General features: G+C 73.4%; 15 protein-coding genes and 1 pseudogene. 14 read left to right on the top strand and 2 right to left on the bottom strand.

The features are described from left to right. Positions 1-12 precede the first annotated feature (12 nt). From DV20_RS17810 to DV20_RS17850, 9 genes are all read left to right on the top strand, one after another. Positions 13-3936: a polymorphic toxin-type HINT domain-containing protein gene (locus tag DV20_RS17810; RefSeq protein WP_051736034.1), complete on the top strand. Its 3924-nt coding sequence runs from the start codon at positions 13-15 to the stop codon at positions 3934-3936. Next, a complete protein-coding gene (locus tag DV20_RS17815) occupies positions 3933-4235 on the top strand; it encodes a hypothetical protein (protein WP_152603734.1) in 303 nt (100 codons plus the stop codon). The genes DV20_RS17810 and DV20_RS17815 overlap by 4 nt, the downstream gene beginning before the upstream one ends. Positions 4236-4438: 203 nt before the next feature. After that, positions 4439-8125: an ALF repeat-containing protein gene (locus tag DV20_RS17820; protein WP_160169737.1), complete on the top strand. Its 3687-nt coding sequence runs from the start codon at positions 4439-4441 to the stop codon at positions 8123-8125. Further along, complete coding sequence (locus tag DV20_RS17825; protein WP_043781628.1) at positions 8126-8485, top strand: DUF6086 family protein; 360 nt, start codon at positions 8126-8128, stop codon at positions 8483-8485. A gap of 205 nt (positions 8486-8690) precedes the next feature. Continuing rightward, positions 8691-9086, top strand: a complete 396-nt coding sequence (locus DV20_RS17830) for a hypothetical protein (protein ID WP_043781632.1) — start codon at positions 8691-8693, stop codon at positions 9084-9086. After that, positions 9086-9655, top strand: coding sequence for a hypothetical protein (locus DV20_RS17835; protein WP_043781635.1), 570 nt, complete (start codon positions 9086-9088; stop codon positions 9653-9655). The genes DV20_RS17830 and DV20_RS17835 overlap by 1 nt, the downstream gene beginning before the upstream one ends. Before the next feature lie 110 nt (positions 9656-9765). After that, positions 9766-10095 (top strand): ALF repeat-containing protein, encoded by a 330-nt coding sequence (locus DV20_RS17840; protein WP_043781637.1) that lies wholly within the window; start codon positions 9766-9768, stop codon positions 10093-10095. A gap of 98 nt (positions 10096-10193) precedes the next feature. Next, positions 10194-10820, top strand: a complete 627-nt coding sequence (locus DV20_RS17845) for a septum formation family protein (RefSeq protein WP_235190865.1) — start codon at positions 10194-10196, stop codon at positions 10818-10820. After that, positions 10817-11509 carry a hypothetical protein gene (locus DV20_RS17850; protein ID WP_051736037.1) on the top strand — a complete coding sequence of 231 codons (693 nt, stop codon included), beginning with the start codon at positions 10817-10819 and terminating at the stop codon, positions 11507-11509. The genes DV20_RS17845 and DV20_RS17850 overlap by 4 nt, the downstream gene beginning before the upstream one ends. Here DV20_RS17850 and DV20_RS44065 read toward each other — a convergent pair. Both DV20_RS44065 and DV20_RS17855 read right to left on the bottom strand, forming a co-directional pair. After that, positions 11506-12349: pseudogene (locus tag DV20_RS44065) on the bottom strand (IS481 family transposase). The gene DV20_RS17850 and the pseudogene DV20_RS44065 sit on opposite strands and share 4 nt — an antisense overlap. 120 nt (positions 12350-12469) lie before the next feature. After that, on the bottom strand, positions 12470-16396 hold the full coding sequence (locus DV20_RS17855; RefSeq protein ID WP_043781640.1) for a type VII secretion protein EccC: 3927 nt from the start codon (positions 16394-16396) through the stop codon (positions 12470-12472). A 142-nt stretch (positions 16397-16538) separates the two neighbouring features. On the opposite strand from DV20_RS17855, the gene DV20_RS17860 reads away from it, so the two are divergent. From DV20_RS17860 to DV20_RS17880, 5 genes are read left to right on the top strand one after another with little or no spacing between them, the layout of a single operon-like run. Next, complete coding sequence (locus DV20_RS17860; RefSeq protein WP_043781643.1) at positions 16539-17309, top strand: WXG100 family type VII secretion target; 771 nt, start codon at positions 16539-16541, stop codon at positions 17307-17309. A gap of 47 nt (positions 17310-17356) precedes the next feature. Next, positions 17357-18385, top strand: coding sequence for a WXG100 family type VII secretion target (locus DV20_RS17865; RefSeq protein WP_043781644.1), 1029 nt, complete (start codon positions 17357-17359; stop codon positions 18383-18385). 3 nt (positions 18386-18388) lie between these two features. Further along, complete coding sequence (locus tag DV20_RS17870) at positions 18389-19750, top strand: WXG100 family type VII secretion target (protein WP_043781645.1); 1362 nt, start codon at positions 18389-18391, stop codon at positions 19748-19750. Continuing rightward, the gene (locus tag DV20_RS17875; RefSeq protein WP_200876455.1) at positions 19750-20220 is read left to right on the top strand and encodes a DEAD/DEAH box helicase family protein; all 471 of its coding nucleotides are present in this window, start codon (positions 19750-19752) and stop codon (positions 20218-20220) included. Before DV20_RS17870 ends, DV20_RS17875 begins: the two co-directional genes overlap by 1 nt. Continuing rightward, positions 20217-20537, top strand: a complete 321-nt coding sequence (locus tag DV20_RS17880; RefSeq protein ID WP_043781649.1) for a YbaB/EbfC family nucleoid-associated protein — start codon at positions 20217-20219, stop codon at positions 20535-20537. Before DV20_RS17875 ends, DV20_RS17880 begins: the two co-directional genes overlap by 4 nt. The last annotated feature ends 23 nt before the right edge of the window (positions 20538-20560 follow it).

Below are 20560 nucleotides of genomic sequence, written 5' to 3' on the forward strand. Positions count from 1 at the left end.
CGTGCCTCCGCCGTGGTCACCTTGGTGGCCGCGGTGGCTTCGGGCGCGGTGGCGGTGCCCGCGCGGGCGGCGGAACCGGCCGGCGTGGCCGAACGCGCGCAGGTCGTCGCCTTGTGGCAGGCCGGGGGACCGGCGACGAAGGACGCGGCGGCCGCGGCGCTGGTGGGCTCGGACGACGAGGTCCACACGTTCTTGACCACGGGCAGGGCCGTCGCGGCCGAGCACGACGACCGGATCAAGGTCAGCCAGCTGCTGACCGTGGCCGGCCCCGGGGTGCGCCGGGCCGCGCAGGCGGCGTTGAGCGGTTCCGCGACCGACGTGCACAGCTTCCTCGTGACGGGCTGGCAGCAGCCGTGGCGCGACGACAACCGCGCGCAGGTGTCGCGGTACATCACGACCGGCGGCCACTGGGTGCAGGTGGCCGGCCAGGCCGCGCTGAGCGGGACCGAAGCCGACGTCCAGAAGTTCCTCGACTCCGGACGGCAGCAGGCCCAGAACGACGACGACCGGATCAAGGTCAGCCAGCTGGCGACGACCGGCGGGCCCGAGGTCAAAAAGGCCGCGCAGCGGGCGTTGAGCGGCACGGTCGAGGACATCCAGGCGTTCCTCGAGACCGGCTACGCCCTCGCGGCCGAACGTGATCAGGAAACCGCCACCGTCGCGCACCTGGCCGACCTGGCGCGGGACGCGGGCGCGCAGGCGGCGGCGCAGACCAAGCAGGCGCAGGACGCGGCCGACCGGGCGATCGCGGCGGCGCAACGGGCCAAGGAAGCCGCGCAGCGGGCGGCCGCCGAAACGCAGGCGGCGCGGGATTCGTCGGTGCAAGCGGCGGGCGCGGCGGCGCGGGCCGCCAATGCGGCCCGTGGCGCGGCCGACGCGGCCAAGACCGCGATCGGTGCCGCGGCCGAGGCGAACCGGGCGTCGCGAGTGGCGGCGAACGCGGCGGCGCAGGCCGCGACGGCGGCTTCGCTGGCGGAGCAGGCGTGTTCGCGGGCGTACTCGGCGGCGTCGGCCGCGGCGGCGGACGGGGCGCACGCCGCCGAAGCGCGGCAGGCCGCGGTGGACGCGCGGAACGTGGCGGCCGGGGCACGCGCGGCGGCGGACGCGGCGAACGCGGCGGGCCAGGCGGCGGATGCGTCGGGCCGGGCCGCGGGTGCGGCCCGGAGCGCGAGCTCGAACGCGGACGCGGCGGCTTCGGCGGCGAGCGAGGCGGCGGGATACGCGCGCTCGGCGGGCGCGAACGCCGGCCAGGCCGAGCAGGCGGCGGCCACGGCCCGCGCCGCGGCGGCCCGCGCGAACCGGGCGGCGAACGCGGCCGAGTCGCTGGCCGGCCAGGCCGCGACGGCGGCTCGCCAGGCCCGCGACGCGGCGAACAACTCGGCAGCCCACGCGGACGCGGCCGCGCTGGCGGCCGACCAGGCGGCCGCCGCGGCGGACCAGGCGAAGAAGGACGCGGAAGCGGCGGGGAGGTACGCGGCCTCGGCCAAGTTGTCGGCGGACACGGCGACGACGGCGGCGAACCAGGCGGCCGCGCTGGAGAAGACGTCCCGCGACGCGGACGCGGCGCGCTTGGCCGCCCAGAAGGACCAGGCGATCGCGGACGCCGAAGCGGCGAAGGAGGCCGAAGACACCCGCAAGGCGTCGGGCGAGTGGAAGGCCGGCGAGGCGGCGAAGCGGGCGGCGGAAACGCAGCGCCTGCTGGACGAGGCGGCGAACCCCGCCACGGCCCCGGAAACGGTGGTCCTGGACATCCGCAAGGCGGCGGTCCAGCTGCTGGACACCGGCGGCCCGTGGACCCGGGCCGCGGCGGCTTCGGTCCTGGCGAAGGACGAGGCGGGGATGCGCGAATTCGTGCGCAGCGGACTCGCCACCGCGACCCAGCAGGACAACCGCGCCAGCGTCGTCGCGCTCGCGGACGAGACGACCAACACCCGGTTCAAGCAGGCGGCGCTGACGGCGTTCGCCGGACCGGCCACGGCGGTCACCGACTTCCTGAGCACCCGGGCCTATCCGGGGAAGGCGGACGACGACCGCGTCGCCGCGCAGCTCATCCTCAACACCGGCGGCCCGGCCACCAAGGAGGCCGCCAACCGGGCGCTCAGCGGCACCGCCGACGATGTCGCGGAGTTCCTGCGCACCGGTCAGTACGTCGCGGCCGAGCACGACGACCGGATCGCGGTGACGCAGGCGCTGACGAACGGCGGCCCCGAGGTCAAGGCCGCGGCCGAAACCGCATTGGCCGGTCCCGTGTCGTACCTGAGGAACTTCCTCGACACCGAGCGGTACAAAGCGGAACAACGCGACATCGACACGACCACGCACGCCGCCGACGTGCACCGCTACGTGACCGAGGCGGCCAGTATCGCCGCACGGGCTCAGGCCGACGCGGCCTTGGCGGCCGCGGCGGCCGCGCGGGCGCACAACGCGGCGCAGGAAGCCGCCGCGGCCGCGGCCGAGGCGGACCGGCAAGCGGGCCTGGCCAAGACCTACGCCGACCAGGCCAACGAGTCGGCGAACCAGGCCCAGCAGTCCGCCGAACAGGCGGCGCAGTCGGCCCGGCAGGCGCGGAACGCGGCGCAGAGTGCCCAGCAGGCGGCCAGGAACGCCGCCAACTCGGCCGTTCAAGCCCGGGCGTCGGCCACCCGGGCGAGCACGGCCGCGAGTTCGGCGCAGGAATACGCCGAGCGTGCCCGCACCGTCGCGGTTCAAGCGGGCAAGGACGCCGCGGACGCCGCCCAGGCCGCCACGGAGGCCGCGAAGTTCGCCGCGGACCGGCAGAACGAAGAGGAGCAGCGCCGGCAGGCGAGCGGACCGCAGCAGTCGGGGCCGCTCAGCGCCGAAGACGAGGCGGCGTTGCGTGCCGCGGGCGGGCAGGACCTGGTCGACCAGTACAAGCGGGCGATGGGGGGCGCCGAGCAGAACCTGATCGACTGGATCATCGAAAACGGCGGTCAGATCCTCGTCGACCTCTTCATCGGCGGGATCAAGTCGTGCGTCAAGGACCCGAACCTCGTCAACTGCCTGATGGGCGCGATCGACATCGCCTCGCTCGGGCTGGCCGTGCTCAAGGCCTACGACGTCGGCAAGGCGCTCTGGCGGGTCATCTCGACCATCGGCAAGTACTTCGAAGAGACCGCGAGTTTCAAGAAGATCCTCGACCGCGGCCGGTCGGTGATCGCGGAGGCCAAGGTCAACTGCTTCCCGGCCGGGACGCTGGTGGCCACCGCGGACGGTGACCGGCCGATCGAGCGGATCCGGCCGAGCGACCTGGTCTGGGCGAAGGACACCGCCGGCGGCGGGACCCGGCTGCGGAAGGTGGTCCGGACCTTCGAGCACGACGCGCGGGCGCTCGTCATCGTCCACTTCGGGGCGACCAGTGTGCAGGTGACCCGGGAACACCCCTTCTGGGTACCGGAGCGGGGCTGGGTGCACGCCGACGAGCTCCGCGTCCACGACCGGGTGCAAAGCCTGGACGGCGGCGCGCCGGAGGTCACCGCCACGGAGCCCGCGAACGCCCCGGTCACGGTCTACAACTTCAAAGTCGAGGGTGACCACGACTACTTCGTCACGAGTGCGCACCTGCTGGTGCACAACAACTGCCTCGACGACCTCGGCGAGAGCTGGGTGCCGAAGTCGGTCGCCGAGGTGTGCCACACGAACACCTGCACGCAGACCGCGCGGGAGATCCAGCAGAAGATCGGCGGCGACGTGTACCGGATCACCGACCGCTACAACGCGCCGTCGGTCGGCGAGATCCGTGACCTCGACCACCCCGAGGTCTGGTACGAGTCCGGGTGGGCCTATCACGACGTCCTCGTCAAGGACGGCCGGGTGTACGACGCCACGACCGGTCGGTACGGGCTTTCGCTCGAGGAATACCGGAACAATTTCAAGTACGGTGAGTACCTCGACTTCACACCGGTACCGGGAGGATGAAAGCGTTGGACACGGCCGGCCGGATCGCCGATGTGATGCGGCGGCCGGGAGCCTACGAAATCCGGACCCTGGAGCAGGCGATCGCCTTCTTCGGCGGTTTCGACGCCGCCACCGGATTCGATTTACTGCGGGGTTTCCGGGAATGGTTGTCCCGCCACGGCGGCGACGGCCCGAATCTCACCTGGGCGTACCAGGTGAGCCGGGTCGTCGCCGGCCAGGTGAGCCCGGACGCCGGCGAAGAGGCGCGGATCGCCGAGTTCTTCCGTCTGGTCCGGATGTTCCTCGCGGCCGCTGAGTGACGGATGCCGGCCGGGGAACCGCCGCACGGTGATTTCCCGGCCCCATTCTCCCGTCAGAACCTTGCTGATCGCGTCCGCGGGTCGCTAGTCTTTTTCGGGGGCGGGAGGGGTCGCGATTCTTGCCGGGAATCAATCCGGGCTGCCTTTCGCGCCGACCGGTGAAGCCCTTCGGCGGTTGATTCCCGGAAAGGATGCGACGACCGATGAGACGCAGATGGTCATGGCCCGGCGGGGCCCGGGACGCGGTGGGGCTGCTCGCCGCCGTGGCACTCACAGTGGGCTTGGCGCCCGCCGCTTCCGCCGACGATCCGCCCGCGCCCACCGAACGGCAGCAGCTGGTCGCGTTGCTGCGCACCGGGGGCCCGGTCGTTTCGCGAGCGGCGGAAGCGGCCCTGTGCGGTACCGATGACGACGTGCACGCGTTCGTCACCTCGGGGCTCGCGCAGATGCAGCAGGTCGAGGACCGCGTGGCGGTCCAGAAGATGCTCACCGCCGGTGGCCCGGCGACCCGGTACGCCGCCAACAGCGCGCTCAGCGGCAGCATCGCCGACGTCCGGACGTTCCTCACCGCCGGCTGGCGGCAGCCGTGGCGGGACGACGTCCGCATCCAGGTCAGCAGGCTGCTCTCGGCGGCGACCGGACCGCGGGTGAAGGCCGCGGCGAACACCGCGTTGAACGGCACCACCGACGACCAGCTGGCTTTCCTCGGCACCGGCTGGCAGCAGGCCCAGGACGCCGACGACCGGATCGCCGTGCAGGTGCTGCTCACCAACGGCGGCCCGGCGGTCAAGAAGGCGGCGAACCAGGCGCTCTCGGCGACCATCGAGAGCGTTCGCGAGTTTCTCCGTACCGGCTACCAGGTGGCGACGCAGCGGGACGCGGAAACGCTGTCGGTGAGCGCGCTCGCCGATCTGGCCAAGAGCGCGCAGGCCCGTTCGGCCGTGCAGACGCAAGCCGCGAAGGACGCGTCCGACCAAGCGGTGGCCGCCGCCGCGGCGGCCAGGGCCGCGGCCCAGAAGGCGGCCGAGGAGACCCAGCAGGCGCAGAACTCGGCCGCGCAGGCCGCGAGTGCCGCCGGCCGTGCGGCGGACGCCGCGAACCGGGCCGCCCAGGCCGCTCAGAAGGCGATCAACGCGGCCGCCGCGGCCGCGAGCGCCGCGCGCGAGGCCTCGCACGCGGCCGGCCAGGCGGCGTGGGCCGCTTCGATGGCGGGCCAGGCGGCCGCGCGAGCCCGCAACGCCGCCGCGGCGGCCGCGACCGACCGCGGGCAGGCCGACGCCGCCCGCGACGCCGCCCAAAAGGCGCGTGACGCGGCCATCGGGGCGCGGACCGCCGCGGACGCCGTCGCCCAGGCCGTCGAGGCGGTCCGGCAGGTCTCCGTGGCGGCATCGGCCGCCGCGGCGGCCGCCGGGGATGCCGCGGCCGCCGCCCAGGCGTCTCGGGACGCGGGTGGCTGGGCCCAGAAGGCGGGCGCCAGCTCCGCGGAGGCCGCGGCCGCGGCCAACCGGGCGCAGCGCAACGCCGACGAAGCCAAGCGCGCCGCCGGCGTGGCGACCGCGCTCGCCAATGACGCCGCGGCCGCCGCCGGCCAGGCCAGGCAGGCCGCGACGGACGCCGCCGCGCACGCCGACGCCGCCGCGGCGGCCGCCGACGAAGCCGCGCAGCACGCCGGCGAGGCCGCCGGCGCGGCGGACCGGGCCCAGGCCGCGGCCAACGAGGCGAAGAACGAAGCGGACAGTGCCCAGGCGGCGGCCGACCAGGCGAAGAGCACGGCCGAGCTGGCCCGCCGAGCGGACGCCGAGCGCCTCGCGGAGCAGCAGTCCCAGGCGACGCGCGACGCGCAGGACGCCAAGCAAGCCGAAGCGGACCAGGTGAGCACCCCGCGGTGGACGGCAGGCACCGCCGAACAGGTCGACGCGGCCACCCAGCGGCTGCTGGCCGAGGCGGCCGATCCGGCCACCGCGCCCGCCACAGCGGTCGCCGACGGCCGCCGAGGTGCGGCCGTGCTGTGGCACAACGGCGGGCCGAAGGTGCGGCACGCCGCCTCCGAGGCGCTCGGCGGCTCCGACGCGCAGGTCCTCGCCTTCGCCCGCGCCGGGCTGGCCGTCGCCCTCGAACAGGACGATCGGCTGAGCGTCGACATCATCGCCGGCACGACCACGATCCCCGCCCAGCGCGACGCCGCCCGCACGGCCAACGCCGGGTCCTACGACCAGGTCAAGGAATTCCTGCGGACCCGGGCTTATCCGCACAAGGACGACGACGACCGCGTCGCCGTCCAGCGGATCCTCAACACGGGCGGGCCGATCACCCGCGACGCGGCGAACCGCGCCTTGTCCGGCACCGTCGACGACGTCCGCGCGTTCCTGGCCACCGGCCGCTACCTCGCGGCCCAGGACGACGACCGGGTCGCCGTCCAGAAGATCCTCGACGCCGGTGGTCCGGAGGTCCGCGCGGAGGCCAACGCGGCGCTGTCCGGGCCTTGGTCGTACGTGAAGAAGTTCCTGGCCACCGGTCAGTTCTCGGCCGCGTTGCGGGACGCGGACGCCGCCGAGCACGTTGCCCAGATCAACGGCTACGTCGCCGACGCGGCACAGTCGGCCGCACTGGCCAAGCAGAACGCGGCCCTGGCCGCCCAGTACGCGGCGACCGCCCGCGGAGCCGCGGACGAGGCACGGCAATGGGCCGACGCGGCCAAGGCGTCCGCGGATCAGGCCGCGCAGTTCGCCGCCCAGGCCAAGGCGTCCGCCGACGAGGCGAGCAAGTCGGCGGCGGCCGCGGCGCTGTCGGCCAAGCAAGCTCGTGACGCGGCCGCGGCGGCCCAGGGCAGCGCACAGGCGGCCAAGAACTCGGCCGCGCACGCCGCCCAGTCGGCCGCGCTGGCGTCTCAGTACGCGGCGCAGGCCCGTGCGTCGGCGGCGCAGGCGCTGGCCGACGCGATCGCCGCCGGCAAGTCCGCGGCCGAGGCCGCGGAGGCCGCCGCGGCCGCGCAGAACGCGGCGGTGGAGAAGCAGCGGGAAGAAGCGACCCGCCAGGCCGTGACCGACATGCGCGACGAGGTGCAGAAACTGCGTGACCAGGCCGCGGCCGGGGCGCAGGACCGGCCGGAGCTGGCCGCGCTGCGGGACGCGGCGGACCAGCTGCTGGCGATGATCGACGCGATGGCCCGGGGCACCCTCGACTTCGTGCGCGACCACGCCGGGGAGCTGCTGGCGCTGATCGCGCACCTGCTGGAGATCGGCGGCGGGATCGGGCTGGCGCTGGCCGGCGCGAGCGCGGTCGCCGGTGGGGCGGCCACCTGCGGCGAGGAGATCGCCGGGGCCACCGCGGCGGGAGCACTGCTCGGGCTGCCGGAAGGCGGTGTCGGGGCCATCCCCGGCGGCGCCATCGGCTTCCTCGGCGGCGTGATCGCCTGCGTGTTCACCGGCGGTCCGGAAATCGCCGGCGGCATCGCCGGGATCATCGGCGGCCTCAAGATGGCGATGGACGGCATCGAGGGCGCGGCCGACGACATCGGCAAGCTGATCCAGAACAAAGGGCCGCTCGAAGGAAACAAGAACGTCGACGTCTTCGACCCGAAGGTACCCAACAACGGCCGGAAGATCACCGACATCGACCACGTCGAAGGCGGCGTGCTGTGGGAGGAGAAGAGCGCCACCTGGGCCGGGAACGTCGACGACTGGGTGGACAAGCAGGTGACCGGCAAGCTCAACTCGTACCTGGAGGCTCGGGCGATCAGCCCGGAACTGTCCGCGTACCGTAACGCCCCGATCGGCTTGCGGATGACCGTTCCCGGGGTGGAGGTGCAGCTGCGCGAGTCGATCGAAGCCGCGGTGAGCCAATTCCGCACCGCCCACCCGGGCGTCACCGTCTACCTGGAGTTCTTCTGAATGAGCTACATCTTCGACGTGGACGGCGAGGTCGTCTGGAGTCCCGCGCTCCGGATCGGGAAGCTGTTCACGACCATGGTGGACGTGCTGGCCGGAGACGTCGACACCGGGTCCCAGGCCACCGGGCTCACCGCGATGGCGAGTGACTACTACTACGTGAACCCCCCGGTGTTCGCGCAGTTCGTCCGCGCGCTGCTCGGCAGTTCGGTGCTCGCGAACCGGGTGTACGCGGAACTCGCCCGCGGGTTCCTGGTGATCAGCCTGGTCGTCCTGGACCGCTGCGGCATCGACCTGGCTCCGGAGCGGGCGGCCCACCCGGAGCTGTTCGAGGCCCGGGACGCCCTGGCGTCGTCGATGTGACCGGGAGCCGGTCCCGCTGCACCGGGCGGGGCCGGCTTCCCGTCAGCGCTCCACCGGTTTCGTCCACGCCACCTGGACCAGCCCGGTCCCGTGCCGCCGCGAAAGCGGAAAAGGTCGCGAAGTCCTGGGCGGATCCGGTCTAGGCTTCCCCGTGCCGGGGCGGAGGGGAAGACGTTTCGCCCCGCGGGCTCCTGGTGCACAACACGTGCACGCCGTTGCCGAACAAGCTGCCGGGCGACCTCCGAGGGAGCTGGCGGACGCCGCCCGCGTCAACGTCAAGCCGGTCCGGGCCGAGCTGGACGCGGTCCTCGCCCGCGCGGACCTGGAAGGTCAGATCAAGTGGGCGATCCTGGAGGACGGTAGCCTCGTCGTGATGCCGCACACGGTCCAAGGAGTGGAGATCTCGCACGCCGTCCTCAGCGGCGGGCAGTCGGTGCGCGCGGCCGGTGAGGCGACCATCGCCGGCTCGGCCGAGACCGGGTACTTCGGCCTCGAGATCTCCAGCCGCAGTGGCCACTTCGTCGGCGACAACCAGGAACTCTGGGAGCCGATCCGGCGGCTGGGCATGGAAGCGTTCGGGCAGCTGGGGATCCACTTCTGATGATCGTGGACGTCGCGGACCTGAACCCGCTGCCGTTGCGGGAACGCTTCGCCTGGTGGCAGGCCGGCGGCCGGTTGCCGGAGGGCGCCGGGGAAAGCGCGTGGCTGGGCGTGGTGCAGGCGCTGACCATGCCACTGGTGCGGGAGCTCCGGTACCCGGAAGACGCCGTGGAGGACCTGTCCGCGGCCGAAGCCGACCGGTTCCTCCGCGCGGCCGACGAACTGCTCGCCTTCCTCGAGGAACGGGAGCTGATGAGCGGGCACGAAGTGCTGACCCGGCGTCTCGGGCTGGCCTTCGCGCTCGCCGCGTCGGGTCTTCCGCTGCCGGAGTCCCCGCTCGCCGCCGACCGGGTCGTCCGGCAGGTCGCCGGCGTGGTCACCCCGGACCGGCTGGCGGAGGCGGAGCGGCTCGGTCCGCGCCGGCCGGAGCTGGAGCGGGCCGAGGTGCTGCGGCTGCGGCACCTCAAGCAGCTCATCCGGCTCGCGCTCGACCTGCGAGAGCACCTCACCGACCGGGAGCTCGCGGCCACCGTGTCGGGCTGGCGGCCGGTCCTTTCCGTATTGCCCTGAGCGGCGAACGTTGCGAGAAGAGGGCGGGAACACCATGAGACGCGGCTGGGCATGGCCGGGCGGGAGCCCGGGCCGCGGAGCCTCCGCCGTCCACCGACCGGCAGCGCCTCGTGGCGTTGCTGCGGACCGGCGGGCCGATCGTGTCCCGGGCCGCCGAAGCCGCGCTGTGCGGCAGTGACGACGACGTCCGGGCGTTCGTGGCCACGGGGCCGGCGCGGATGCGGGAGGTCGAGGACCGGGTCGCGGCGCAGAAGGTGCTGACCGCCGCCGGCCCGGCCACCCAGCACAGGTCAGCAGGCTGCTCACGGCGGCGACCGGCCCGCGGGTTCGTGGTGGTCTGCCTGGTGCTCCTCGAGCGGGCGGGCGTGGTGATGGAGCCGTCGGACGAAGCCCAGCGTGACCTGTTCGAGGCGCGGGACGCGCTCGCCGCGTCGATGTGACCGGGAGCCGGTCCCGTGCCGCCGCGAAAGCGGAAAAGGTCGCGAAGTCCTGGGTGGATCCGGTCTAGGCTTCCCCGTGCCGGGGCGGAGGGGAAGACATGTCAGCACCACAGCACGATCCTGAGCTCTTCGACGAGCTGATGCGGACCGAGCTGCGCAGCCAGCCGATCAGCCGGTACGCCGTCGCGACGCTCGTGTCGGGGCTGCTCGGCGGGCTGCTCGCGCCGGTGTTCGGCGCCATCGCGATCTCGCGGATCAGGAAGCAGCGGCAGCGGGGGCTGGTGCTCGTGGTCTGCGGGCTGGTGGCCTTCACTGCCTGGATGGGCGTGCTCGCGTACGAAATCGGCACCGGGACGGCGTGGTGGCAGCAGCGGCACACCGCCCAGGAACGGCTGCCCGACGGTGTCGCGCACGGCCTCGACCTCGCCGCCGGTGACTGCTTCTGGGCCCCGGCGGTCTCGGGCGAGACCGACGTGTTCCGGCGGCCGTGCACGGCCGGGCACACCGGTGAGGCGTTCGCGGTGCTGCCGCTGGGCGAGGGCCCGATGCCCGACATCCTCGACGTCTACCGGACGGCCCTGGCCCGCTGCGAAGCCGGCGGGCGCCCGGTTCCCGGCGTCCGGGTCCAGGTCGTGACGCCGACGTCGGCGAGCTGGGACCAGGGCAAGCACCGGGCGGTCTGCTACTACCACTTCGCCGCGGAGACGACCGGGCCGGTGCGATGAGCCGCTCGGCCCCGGTCGTGGCACTGTCCGGTGTGGACGGTCCGCTGCTCGGCCTCCTGCGGGCCGGCGGCCGGGCCGTGGGTGCGCGGGAGGTGCTCGAGTGCCGGCACGGCCGGGCGCCGGTGAATCGACCCTTGGACGACCGGCTGGTGCCCGGAGTGATCGGCGCCGGACCGGTCCTGCTCGCCGTGGCGGATCTGTCCGGGGCGGTGCTGGACACCGGACTCGGGTACGCCTTGGTCGCGGGCACCCCCCGGTTCCTCCGTGGCGCCCTGCCGGACGGGGCCGACGAAGCCCGGGTGCGGTTCGCCCGGGTGGCCCGGCGGCTGACCCGTCCCGGGCTGCTCGCCGTGGCCGGGCGGTTCCCGCCGGGTGCGCACGCGTGGCGGTCCCCGGCCGAGGTGGCGCCCGGTTCGGGGGTCGCCGAGCAGCTCGCCGTCATGGCGTCGCTGGTCCGGGGGGACCTGCCCGGCTCGGAGTTCGCCAGGCGCTGGTACGCGGCTCGCCGTCGGGCGGACGAGCACGGCGAGCGGGTGCGGGGCACCATGGGGTGGGTCCTCGGCGAGGTGTTCTTCCTGCTGGAGGACTACCCGATCGATCCCGCCCAGCGCGAGCCGGGCGACGTCACCGACGTGGAGCTTCTCGTGCGCGTGCGGGGCCTGCTGGAGTTACTTCCCCGGGACGGCTAGGTGTGGTGTCCGGGAAGGTTGGTCAGCCGGGTGATGGGTGGTTTGTCGCCGGTTGAGCTGTGGGGTCGGTGGTGATTGTAGAAGTGCAGCCAGCCCGGTAGTGCGGCCCGGCGCAGGGTTTCCGACGGGTAGAAGCGGGCGTAGGCCCAGCCGTCGGCCAGGGTGCGGTGGAAGCGTTCGATTTGCCGTTGGTCTGCGGCCGGTAGGGCCGGGTCCGTTTCGGGGTGATGCCCAGCTCTGTGCATGCCTCGCGCCAGGCCGACGAGCGATAACAGGCACCGTTGTCCGAGAGCACGCGTTCGACCGTGACGCCGTGGCCGGCGAACCAGGCGACCGCCCGGTGGAGGACGCCGACGGCGGTGCCGGCTTTCTCGTCGGGGCAGATTTCGGCGTAGGCGATGCGGGAGTGGTCGTCGATGACGGTGTGCACGAAGGCGGTGCCGGTGCGGGCGTGTCGGTCGGTGCTCCAGGTTCCGGTGCGCCGGGAGGTGGCTGATCTGTTCTTTTGCCTTCGGTCGATGCGGGAGAGGCGGTTGACCCGGCAGCGGGTCAATACTGCGTGCACGGTCGAGGCGGGGATGCCGAGCCGGCCGCCGATCTGTACCGGGCCCAGCCGCTTGCGCCACCGCAATCGCACGATCTGCCGCACCATCGGGGCCGGCGTGCGTTCGGGCTGTGATGCGGGCGGCTGCTGCGGTCGGTCATCCCGGCTGCGCCTTCGGCGCGGTAGCGGTCGGCCCACTTGCGGGCCGTTTTGGCGGTGACCATGAACATGGTCGCCGCTTCGGTGTAGGTCCAGCCTTGCTCGCGTGGGGTCAGGGTGGCGTTAGGGTGGGACACGAAGGCCTCCGGTCGGTGATGTGGTTCCTAGACAGCTCCACTTCACAACCGGAGGCTTCACCTGTCAGTACGACAGGTCGTCACCGCCCCAACCCGAGACAACGTCCCCGGACATCACAGCTAGGACTCCACCGGTTTCGTCCACGCCACCTGGACCAGCCCGGTCCCGTGCCGCCGCGAAACGAGCGTTCCCCGGCCCGGCGGCTGCGGTGACGGCTTGACGTCCGCCAGCAGCGCCCCTTCGTCCTTCGTCCCGGACATGATCAGCCCCGGTGAGCCCAGCTCCCGCAGCCGCTGCAGCACCGGCTCGAACAACGCGCGCCCCGCGCCGCCGGAGCCGCGGACGATCACCAGGTGCAGGCCGATGTCCCGAGCCTGGGGCAGGAACTCCAGCAACGGCTGCAGCGGGTTCCGCCCCACCGTCGCCACCAGCTCGTAGTCGTCCACCAGCACGAACAGCTCCGGGCCGCGCCACCAGGAGCGGTTCCGCAGCTGCTCCGGCGTCACCGACGGTCCCGGCAGGCGGTTGCGCATCGCCTGGGCGCACTCCGCGATCAGGTCCGTCAGCTTGCCCTCCGCGCCCGCGTAGCCCAGCAGGTGCGGCTCGGCCACCGCGCCCAGGAGGCCCCGGCGGTAGTCCGCGACGATGATCGCCGCCTCCTCCGGGGTGTACGCCGAGGTGATGCCCTGGGCCAGCGCACGCAGCAGGGAACTCTTGCCCGACTCCACGTCGCCGAAGGCCACGAAGTGCGGGTCCGCCGCGAAGTCCAGGTACACCGGGCGCAACGTCGATTCCGCGATGCCCAGGGTGACCTGCCGGGTGGGCGCCGCGGGCAGCGTGTCGAGGGGGACTTCCGGCGGCAGCAGCCGGACCTGCGGGGCACGCGGTCCCCGCCACGCTTCGGAGATCCGCCGCACCAGGTCGACGCCGCCCGCGCCGGCCGTCTCCGGGCGCTGGTCGGCGTCGATGCGGGGCAGCGCCGCCAGGAAGTGCAGCTTCTCCGCGGTGATGCCGCGGCCCGGGCGGTCGGCGGGGACGTTGGCCGCCACCTTGCGGTCGATGGAGGAGTCCATCGGGTCGCCCAGGCGCAGCTCGAACCGCGTCCCGATCGCGTCGCGCAGCTGGGCGCGGACGCCGATCCACTGGTTGAGCGAGACGATCACGTGGATGCCGAAGCCGAGCCCGCGCGCGGCCAGCCCGGTGATCTGCTCCTCCAGCTGCTCGTACTCCTGGCGGATCGTGGTCCAGTTGTCCACGAACAGGAACACGTCGCCGAACTCGCGCTCGTCCGTGCTCTCGGTGAACTCCGCCCGGCGGGCGCGGAACGCCGCCATCGACTCGATGCCCTGGGCGGCGAAGAACTCCTCGCGCTGCTCCAGCAACGTCGTCAGCTCGGCGACGACCCGGCGGCAGCGCTGGGCGTCCCGGCGGGTGGCGTACCCCGACACGTGCGGCAGCCCGGCGATCGGCGCCAGCGCGCCACCGCCCATGTCGAGCACGAAGAACTGGACCTCGGCCGGCGTGTGCGTCAGCGCGAGCATGCCCGCGATGTCCTTCATCAGCGTCGACTTGCCGCTCTGCGGCGCGCCGACGATCAGCGCGTGCCCGCCCGCGCCCGAGAAGTCGGCCCACAGCAGGTCGCGGCGCTGCTCGAACGGCTTGTCCACCAGCGCCACCGGGATCGTCAGCTTCCCGTTGCCGCCCCAGCCGAGCGGGCACAGGCCGCGCGCGGCGTCCTCGCCGAGCGGGGGCAGCAGCTGGTCCAGCGTCGGCGGTTCGGCCAGCGGCGGCAGCCAGATCTGGTGCGCCGCCGGGCCCCGGCCCTCCAGGCGCGACAGCATCGCGCCGATGATCGTCTCGCCGGTGCCCTCGGTTTCCGGCGCGGCGGCCACCTCGGTCGTCACCGGGATTTCCACCGGCGCCAGGGAAAACGGCAGCACCCCGAGTTCCTGCCCGTCCTCGCGCACGACCGTGCTCCGCGGCGGCAGTTCCCCGGAGACGTAGGCCGCCTTGAGCCGGACCAGCGTTTCGGTGTCGGACTTCAGGTAGGCCGAACCCGGCACCGGCGGCAGGTGGTAGGCGTCCGCGACGCCCAGCACGGCCCGGCTTTCCGCGGCGGAGAACGTCCGCAGCCCGATCCGGTACGACAGGTGCGAGTCGAGCCCGCGCAGCCGGCCCTCCTCCAGCCGCTGCGAGGCCAGCAGCAGGTGGATACCCAGCGAGCGGCCGAGCCTGCCGATCGCGACGAACAGGTCGATGAACTCCGGGCGCGAGGACAGCAGCTCGCTGAACTCGTCGATGATCACCAGCAGCGACGGCAGCGGGTCCAGGGGCGCGCCGTCCGAGCGCGCCTTCTCGTAGTCGCGCACCGACGCGTAGTTCCCGGCCGCGTGCAGCAGTTCCTGCCGCCGCAGCAGCTCGCCGTTGAGCGCGTCGGCCATGCGGTCGACCAGCGCGAGGTCGTCGGACAGGTTGGTGATGACGGCGCACGTGTGCGGCAGCCCGGTCATCCCGGCGAAGGTCGCGCCGCCCTTGAAGTCGATGAGCGCCAGGTTGAGCGTCTCCGAGCTGTGCGTCACGGCCAGCGCCGTCACCAGCGTCCGCAGCAGCTCGCTCTTGCCGGACCCGGTCGCGCCGATGACCAGGCCGTGCGGGCCCATCCCGCCTTCGGCCGACTCCTTGAGGTCCAGCTCGACCGGACGGCCTTCCGGGTTGACGCCCAGCGGGATCCGCAGCCGGTCGCGGGCCGGCCGCGGCGCCCAGGTCACGGTGGGGTCGGTGTCGCGCGGGTCGCCGATGCCGAGCAGCCCGGCCAGCCCGAACGTCGTGGACATCGGTTTGTCGCCGACGACCGCGGCGGGCGTGTGCAACGGCGTCAGCATCCTGGCCAGCGCTTCCGCGGCGCCGCGGTCGAGGACGTCCGGGCGGCCGAGGAACCCGAGCCGCTGCTCGCCGCCCTCGCCGACGACCATGCCGAGGGACTCCGGCGCGGTGTGCAGGCTCAGCAGCTTCTCGGTCGACGACGCCCGCGGGTGGTCCTGCCCGACCTCGAGCACCGTGACGCCGAGCCGGCCGTCCTGGCCGATCAGCCGCGGCTCGCCGTGGGCGTTGCCGCCGTCGACGACGACCACGAGGTGGGGCAGGTCGAGCTCGGCGGCCGCGCGGCGGCTGAACGCGGGACGTTCGCCGAGGTCGGCGCCCAGCAGCTCGGCCAGGGCGGCCGCGGTGTCGGCGGCCAGCCGCCGCGAGCCGACGGCGTCGGCCGCGCCCGCCGCCGTCGCGTGCGGCAGCCACTTCGCCCATTCCCAGTCGTGCTGCCGGTCCGGCGACACGCAGACCGCGATCCGCAGGTCCGCGGGGGAGTGGAAGGTGACGAGCTGGCACAGCAGGGCCCGCACCAGGCCGAGCACGTCCGGCCGCCGCCCGGCCACGGTGACCGCGGCGAACGACCGCAGCGACAGCGCGACCGGCAGCCCGTCCACCGTCGAGTAGGTGCGGATGAAGTACTTGAGGCTGGTGGAGGACACCGGGTCCAGGTCTTCCAGTGGCACGGTCTGCGGCGCCTTCAACGGCGTCGCGAGCCGCTGCGGGCCGGTGCCCGCGCGCACCTGCCCGAACTGCGGCTCACCGCGCCGCCGGTCCCACAGCTTCCCGGTCTCGACGTAGGCCCAGAGGTCGGCCGGGTCGGGCTGGACGGCGATCATGGCCGCGCGCTGGCCGTCGGCGATGTCGCGGACCTGGGTGCGCAGCCCGGACAGGTACCGCTGGTAGTCGCGGCGCTCGTCGTTGATCTGCGCCTTCTTCGCCATGCCGCCGCGCCCGAGCGACATCACCACCATGCCGCCCATGGCGCAGAGGAACAGGGCGCCGAAGATCCACGTCATCACGCCGCCGTCGCGTCCGATGTAGACGAACGACATCGCGCCCATGCCGAGCATCATCGGCAGGAACATCATCAGCTGGACCATGCCGCCGGACGAGCTCTTCGGGAGCATCGGCGGCGACTGCAGCACGATCTCGGACGGGCGCTCGGGCGAGAGGCTCATGCGGCAATGCTCCAGCGGATCGGGGCGGCTCTGACCGGTATTTTGGCCACTCGCCGCGCGCGCACGGTGGGTACTTTTGCCGTCCGCCCGCTTCCGGGGCCGAACCTACGCTCGGGCCAGCAAGCCACCCGGAAGGAGACCCATGGCCGGCGAGTACCGGGCTGAGCCCGAGGCGATGCGCTCCGCCGTGGGCAACGTCGGGGGCATCATCGCCCACGGCATCAACGCCGTGGCCGACCTCGAACGGCTCGTCGTCCAGCCGATGTCGTTCGCGACGTTCGGCAGCTCGGTGGCCGCCGCCAACGCGGCCCTGCACTCCGGCCAGATCACCGCCGTGCGCACCCTGCTGCAGCTGCTGCAGCAGATCAACGGGCTCGTCAAGGCCAGCGCCGACGCCTACCAGGCCGCCGACCAGGACGTCGCCTCCGGCTACGGCGGCGGGCACGCCTCCGGCGGCAGCGCGTCCTCGATCTGGGGCAGCTCGCACGCGTCGGAGCTGGCCACCCTGGCCATCAACGACAGCGCGGGCGCCCGCGGCGAGCCGTCGTCGGTCGGGAACGTGCTGCGCTACCTGGGGGACGCGCGGCTCGGCCGGCTCGGCGACCACCCGATCACCGACACGCGCTTCCACGGCGTCGCCGACTTCAACGACTGGCTCGCCGGGGACGCCGACAACCAGGCGCGGGTCGGGCTGATCGAGGTTTACGCGGGCACCGCGCGGACGTTCTCCGACGTGCCCGGCGGCGTGCACAGCGGGGACGTCGTGGTCGTGGAGCCGCTGCTGTTCTCCGACCGCCAGCCGGTCATCGGCGTCGCCGGCGACGGCGGCCGCCTGTACAACCACGGGCTGCTCGACGCCCGCACCGGCGGGCTGGCGAGGGTCAGCGTCTACCGGCCCGCCTCCGTCGTCTGATCGTCCGCCCCCCGAACTCCGCCGCCCCAAGGACTCTGTGAGGACAGATGCTGACTTTCCCGAACTCCAGCGCGATGGACGCGACCGCGTCCTCGGGCGGGCCGATCACCATCCTGCCGCAGATCGTCACCGGCCGGCCGGAGCAGATCGCGAAGCACGTGACGGACCTGGTCCGCAAGGCCGAGCAGTTCCTGTCCATGTACAACGAGCTGACCAAGGCCGCCGACCAGCTGGGCAGGATCTGGTCGGGGGCGGCGAGCGAGTCGGCGCTGAAGAAGATCAGCGACTCGCTGAACCAGCTGACGAAGATCATCGACGTCGTCCAGAAGGGCGCCGAGCTGCTCGGCGTCTCCGGCACGCTGATCAAGACCGCGCAGGAGGCCTACCGCGCGGTCGTGTCCGCGGTGAACCCCACGGTCGCCGCGCTGATGTCGAACTGGTGGACCTACGGCGCCGCGGTCGCTTTGTCGACCGCGACGAGCGCGTCGCTGCGGGCGTTCATCACCGCGATCGGCGCGCTGCTCAAGGCGCTCGGCGCGGTGGACCTGGCCCAGCAGGTCACCACGCTCGCGCAGGTCATCGGCGAGATCGAGAAGCTCTTCCACCACGGCTCCGGCAGCTCGGGCGCGACGGCGCCGTCGATCGGGAGCACCCCGGTCACGGCCCCGCAGACCCCGCCGCCGGTGGCGAGCCCGTCGGGGCAGCAGGCGGTGGCGGGCGGGAGCGGCGGGGGGATCCCGCAGCAGCCTTCGTTCACCGACTACACCCCGCCCGCGCTCGCCACCGGCGGCGGTTCCAGCGGCGCGGCCACGCCCGCGAACAGCTGGATCCCCGTCGACCACCCGGTGACGCCGCCCTCGATCCCCACGCCCGCCCCGGCCTCGGTGCCCGCTCCGGCCCCGCTGCCGGCCCCGGCGGCCGGGCACGCCGACGAGGTCGTCATCCACACCAACCTGACCACCGGTGAGTCCACTGTGGAGGCTCCGAGCGGCCAGGACTTCGACCTCGACATCGATCTGGACTACAACGGCAAGCACTTCAGCCAGCACGTCGGCTACGACGCGGCCGGGAACTAGCCGGTGGCGGGCTCGGGGGTGGTCGACGCGTCGGGGGTGGTCGGCTCCGTGCTGTCCGGGTACCGGCGCGTGCTGGTCGAGTGCCGACGGCGCGTCACCGGCGATCCCGGGGCGCTGAGCGCCGCCTCGCAGCGCGTCGCGAGCCGGGCGGCGGTCGTCTCGGGCAAGGCGCGGGAGATCGACGAGTCCGCCAAGACCCTGCACGCGGACTGGGACGGCGACGCCTACACGGCGTTCGCGACGGCCGCGGGCGAGCTCGGCAAGGAGGTCGCCGAAGCCGCCGCGAAGCTCGGCGACCAGGCGAACCGGCTCGGCACCGCGGCCCGGCTGGTGCAGTTCGCGGGGGCCGCGGTGGACTCGGTGCTCGCGCAGTTCGACTCCTACGCCGCCCAGCTGACCGCCCAGGCCCGCGCGGTGAACTCCGCCTCGGTCGGCGCGTTCGTCCAGGCCGCGCGGCAGCTCGGGGAGCAGAGCGTCGCGGCCGCCCGCCAGGTCGTCGACGAGTTCTCCGACGCGCTCGCCGAGCTGTTCCCGCCCGAAGGCGTCGGACGGCTCGAGCACGAGCTCGGCAAGTGGGCGCGCGGGCCGCTGCACTGGCTCAACGGCGAGCCCCTCGACGGCCGGAAGCGGCCGCGGACCGTGCCGTCGTGGTTCGGCAACTCCGGCTGGAAGAAGCTCACCTGGGACGGCCTCGAAGGCACCCGCGCGCCGAAGAAGGCGGACACGCCGTTCGGGCAGCCGGAAGCTTCGGGTGTCAAGGACAGGCTCGCCCGCAACACCGAGATCACCTACTACAAGTTCCAGCACGAGCAGGACGGCTTTTCCCCCGGCTACGACGGGAAGGTCACGTCGAAGGGCTGGGACGCCTCCGCGGCCGGGCACGCGGAACTCGCGGCGCTGCACGGCGAGGCCGAAGCCAAGAAGGCGTGGGGCGTCGCCGAAGCCCACGCGAAGGGCACGGTGTTCGCCGGCGGCGAGGTGAGCGCGTCCGGCACGATCGGCGCGCACGGGGTCGGCGGGCACGCGAACGCGTTCGTGGGCGGGAAGGTCGAGGGCGAGGTCGCCGCGGACGTCGCCGGCATCGGCGTCGGCGCGAACGGCACGCTGCAGTACGGGCTCGGCGCGCAGCTCGACGCCCAGGCCGTGTACGACGCCGGGCACCTCAAGGTGAACTTCAAGGCGGGCGCGGCGCTGGGCCTGGGCCTCGGGGTCGGCGCGAAGATCGACATCGACCTGCCGAAGCTGGGCCACACGGTCGGCGAGTACGGCGGCGCGGCCGTCGACGCCGTCAGCCACGCGGCTTCGGACGCGGCCGACGCCGTCGGCTCCGCTTGGGACGACGCCGTCGCGTACGTGGGGCTGTGATGACGCTTCCCCTCGACCTCGTCATCCCGGACGGCTGGACCGCCGTCGACCCGGGCGACTCGGGCGCGGTGTTCGTCGCCGTGCACCCGGTGCCGGGCGAGGAGTTCACGCCGAACATCACGGTGAGCGTGCAGCAGCGGCCGGACGACGCCACGATCGACGCCATCGCCGCCGAAGCCGTCGAGCGGCTTTCGCGGACGCTGGCCGGGCTCGACGTGCTGAGCCGCCGGGACGTCGGCGACCCGGCCGCGCCCGCCGTCATGCAGCTGCTGCGGCTGCGCACCGGCGAAGGCACCGAGCTCATCCAGACCCAGGTGCACCTGACGGTCCCCGGCGCCACGCCGGCGGACCGCCTGGTGCTCGAGCTCGCCTGCACGGCCGCGCCCGCGACCGCCCGGCGGCTCTCACCCGGTTTCCAGCGGTTCGTGGCCGGCGTCCACGTCCGCCAGCACGAAGGGAAAGCACAGTGACCGAGCCGTACGCGGTGCCCGACATGGACGAGCTCCTGTCCCAGGTGCGCAAGCAGACCGAAGAGGTCCAGCGGATCCAGCGCACGGTCGAGGCGATGGAGATCAAGGCGCACTCGCGGCAGAACGAGGTCACCGTGACCCTCCGCGGCGACGGCCGCTTCACGTCGATCGACATCGACCCGCGCGCGATCCGCGAGTACGACGCGCGCAACCTCTCGGAGATCGTCCTCGAGGCGGTGAACGCCGGGCTGCAGAAGCTCGCCGAGGCCTCGAGCGCGAAGTTCGCCCCGGTCATCGCGGCCGCGAAAGACGTGTGATGACGCCCGCCGACGTTCTCTTT

Origin of the sequence: Amycolatopsis rifamycinica, from assembly GCF_000695625.1 — a bacterium.
GTDB lineage: Bacteria > Actinomycetota > Actinomycetes > Mycobacteriales > Pseudonocardiaceae > Amycolatopsis > Amycolatopsis rifamycinica.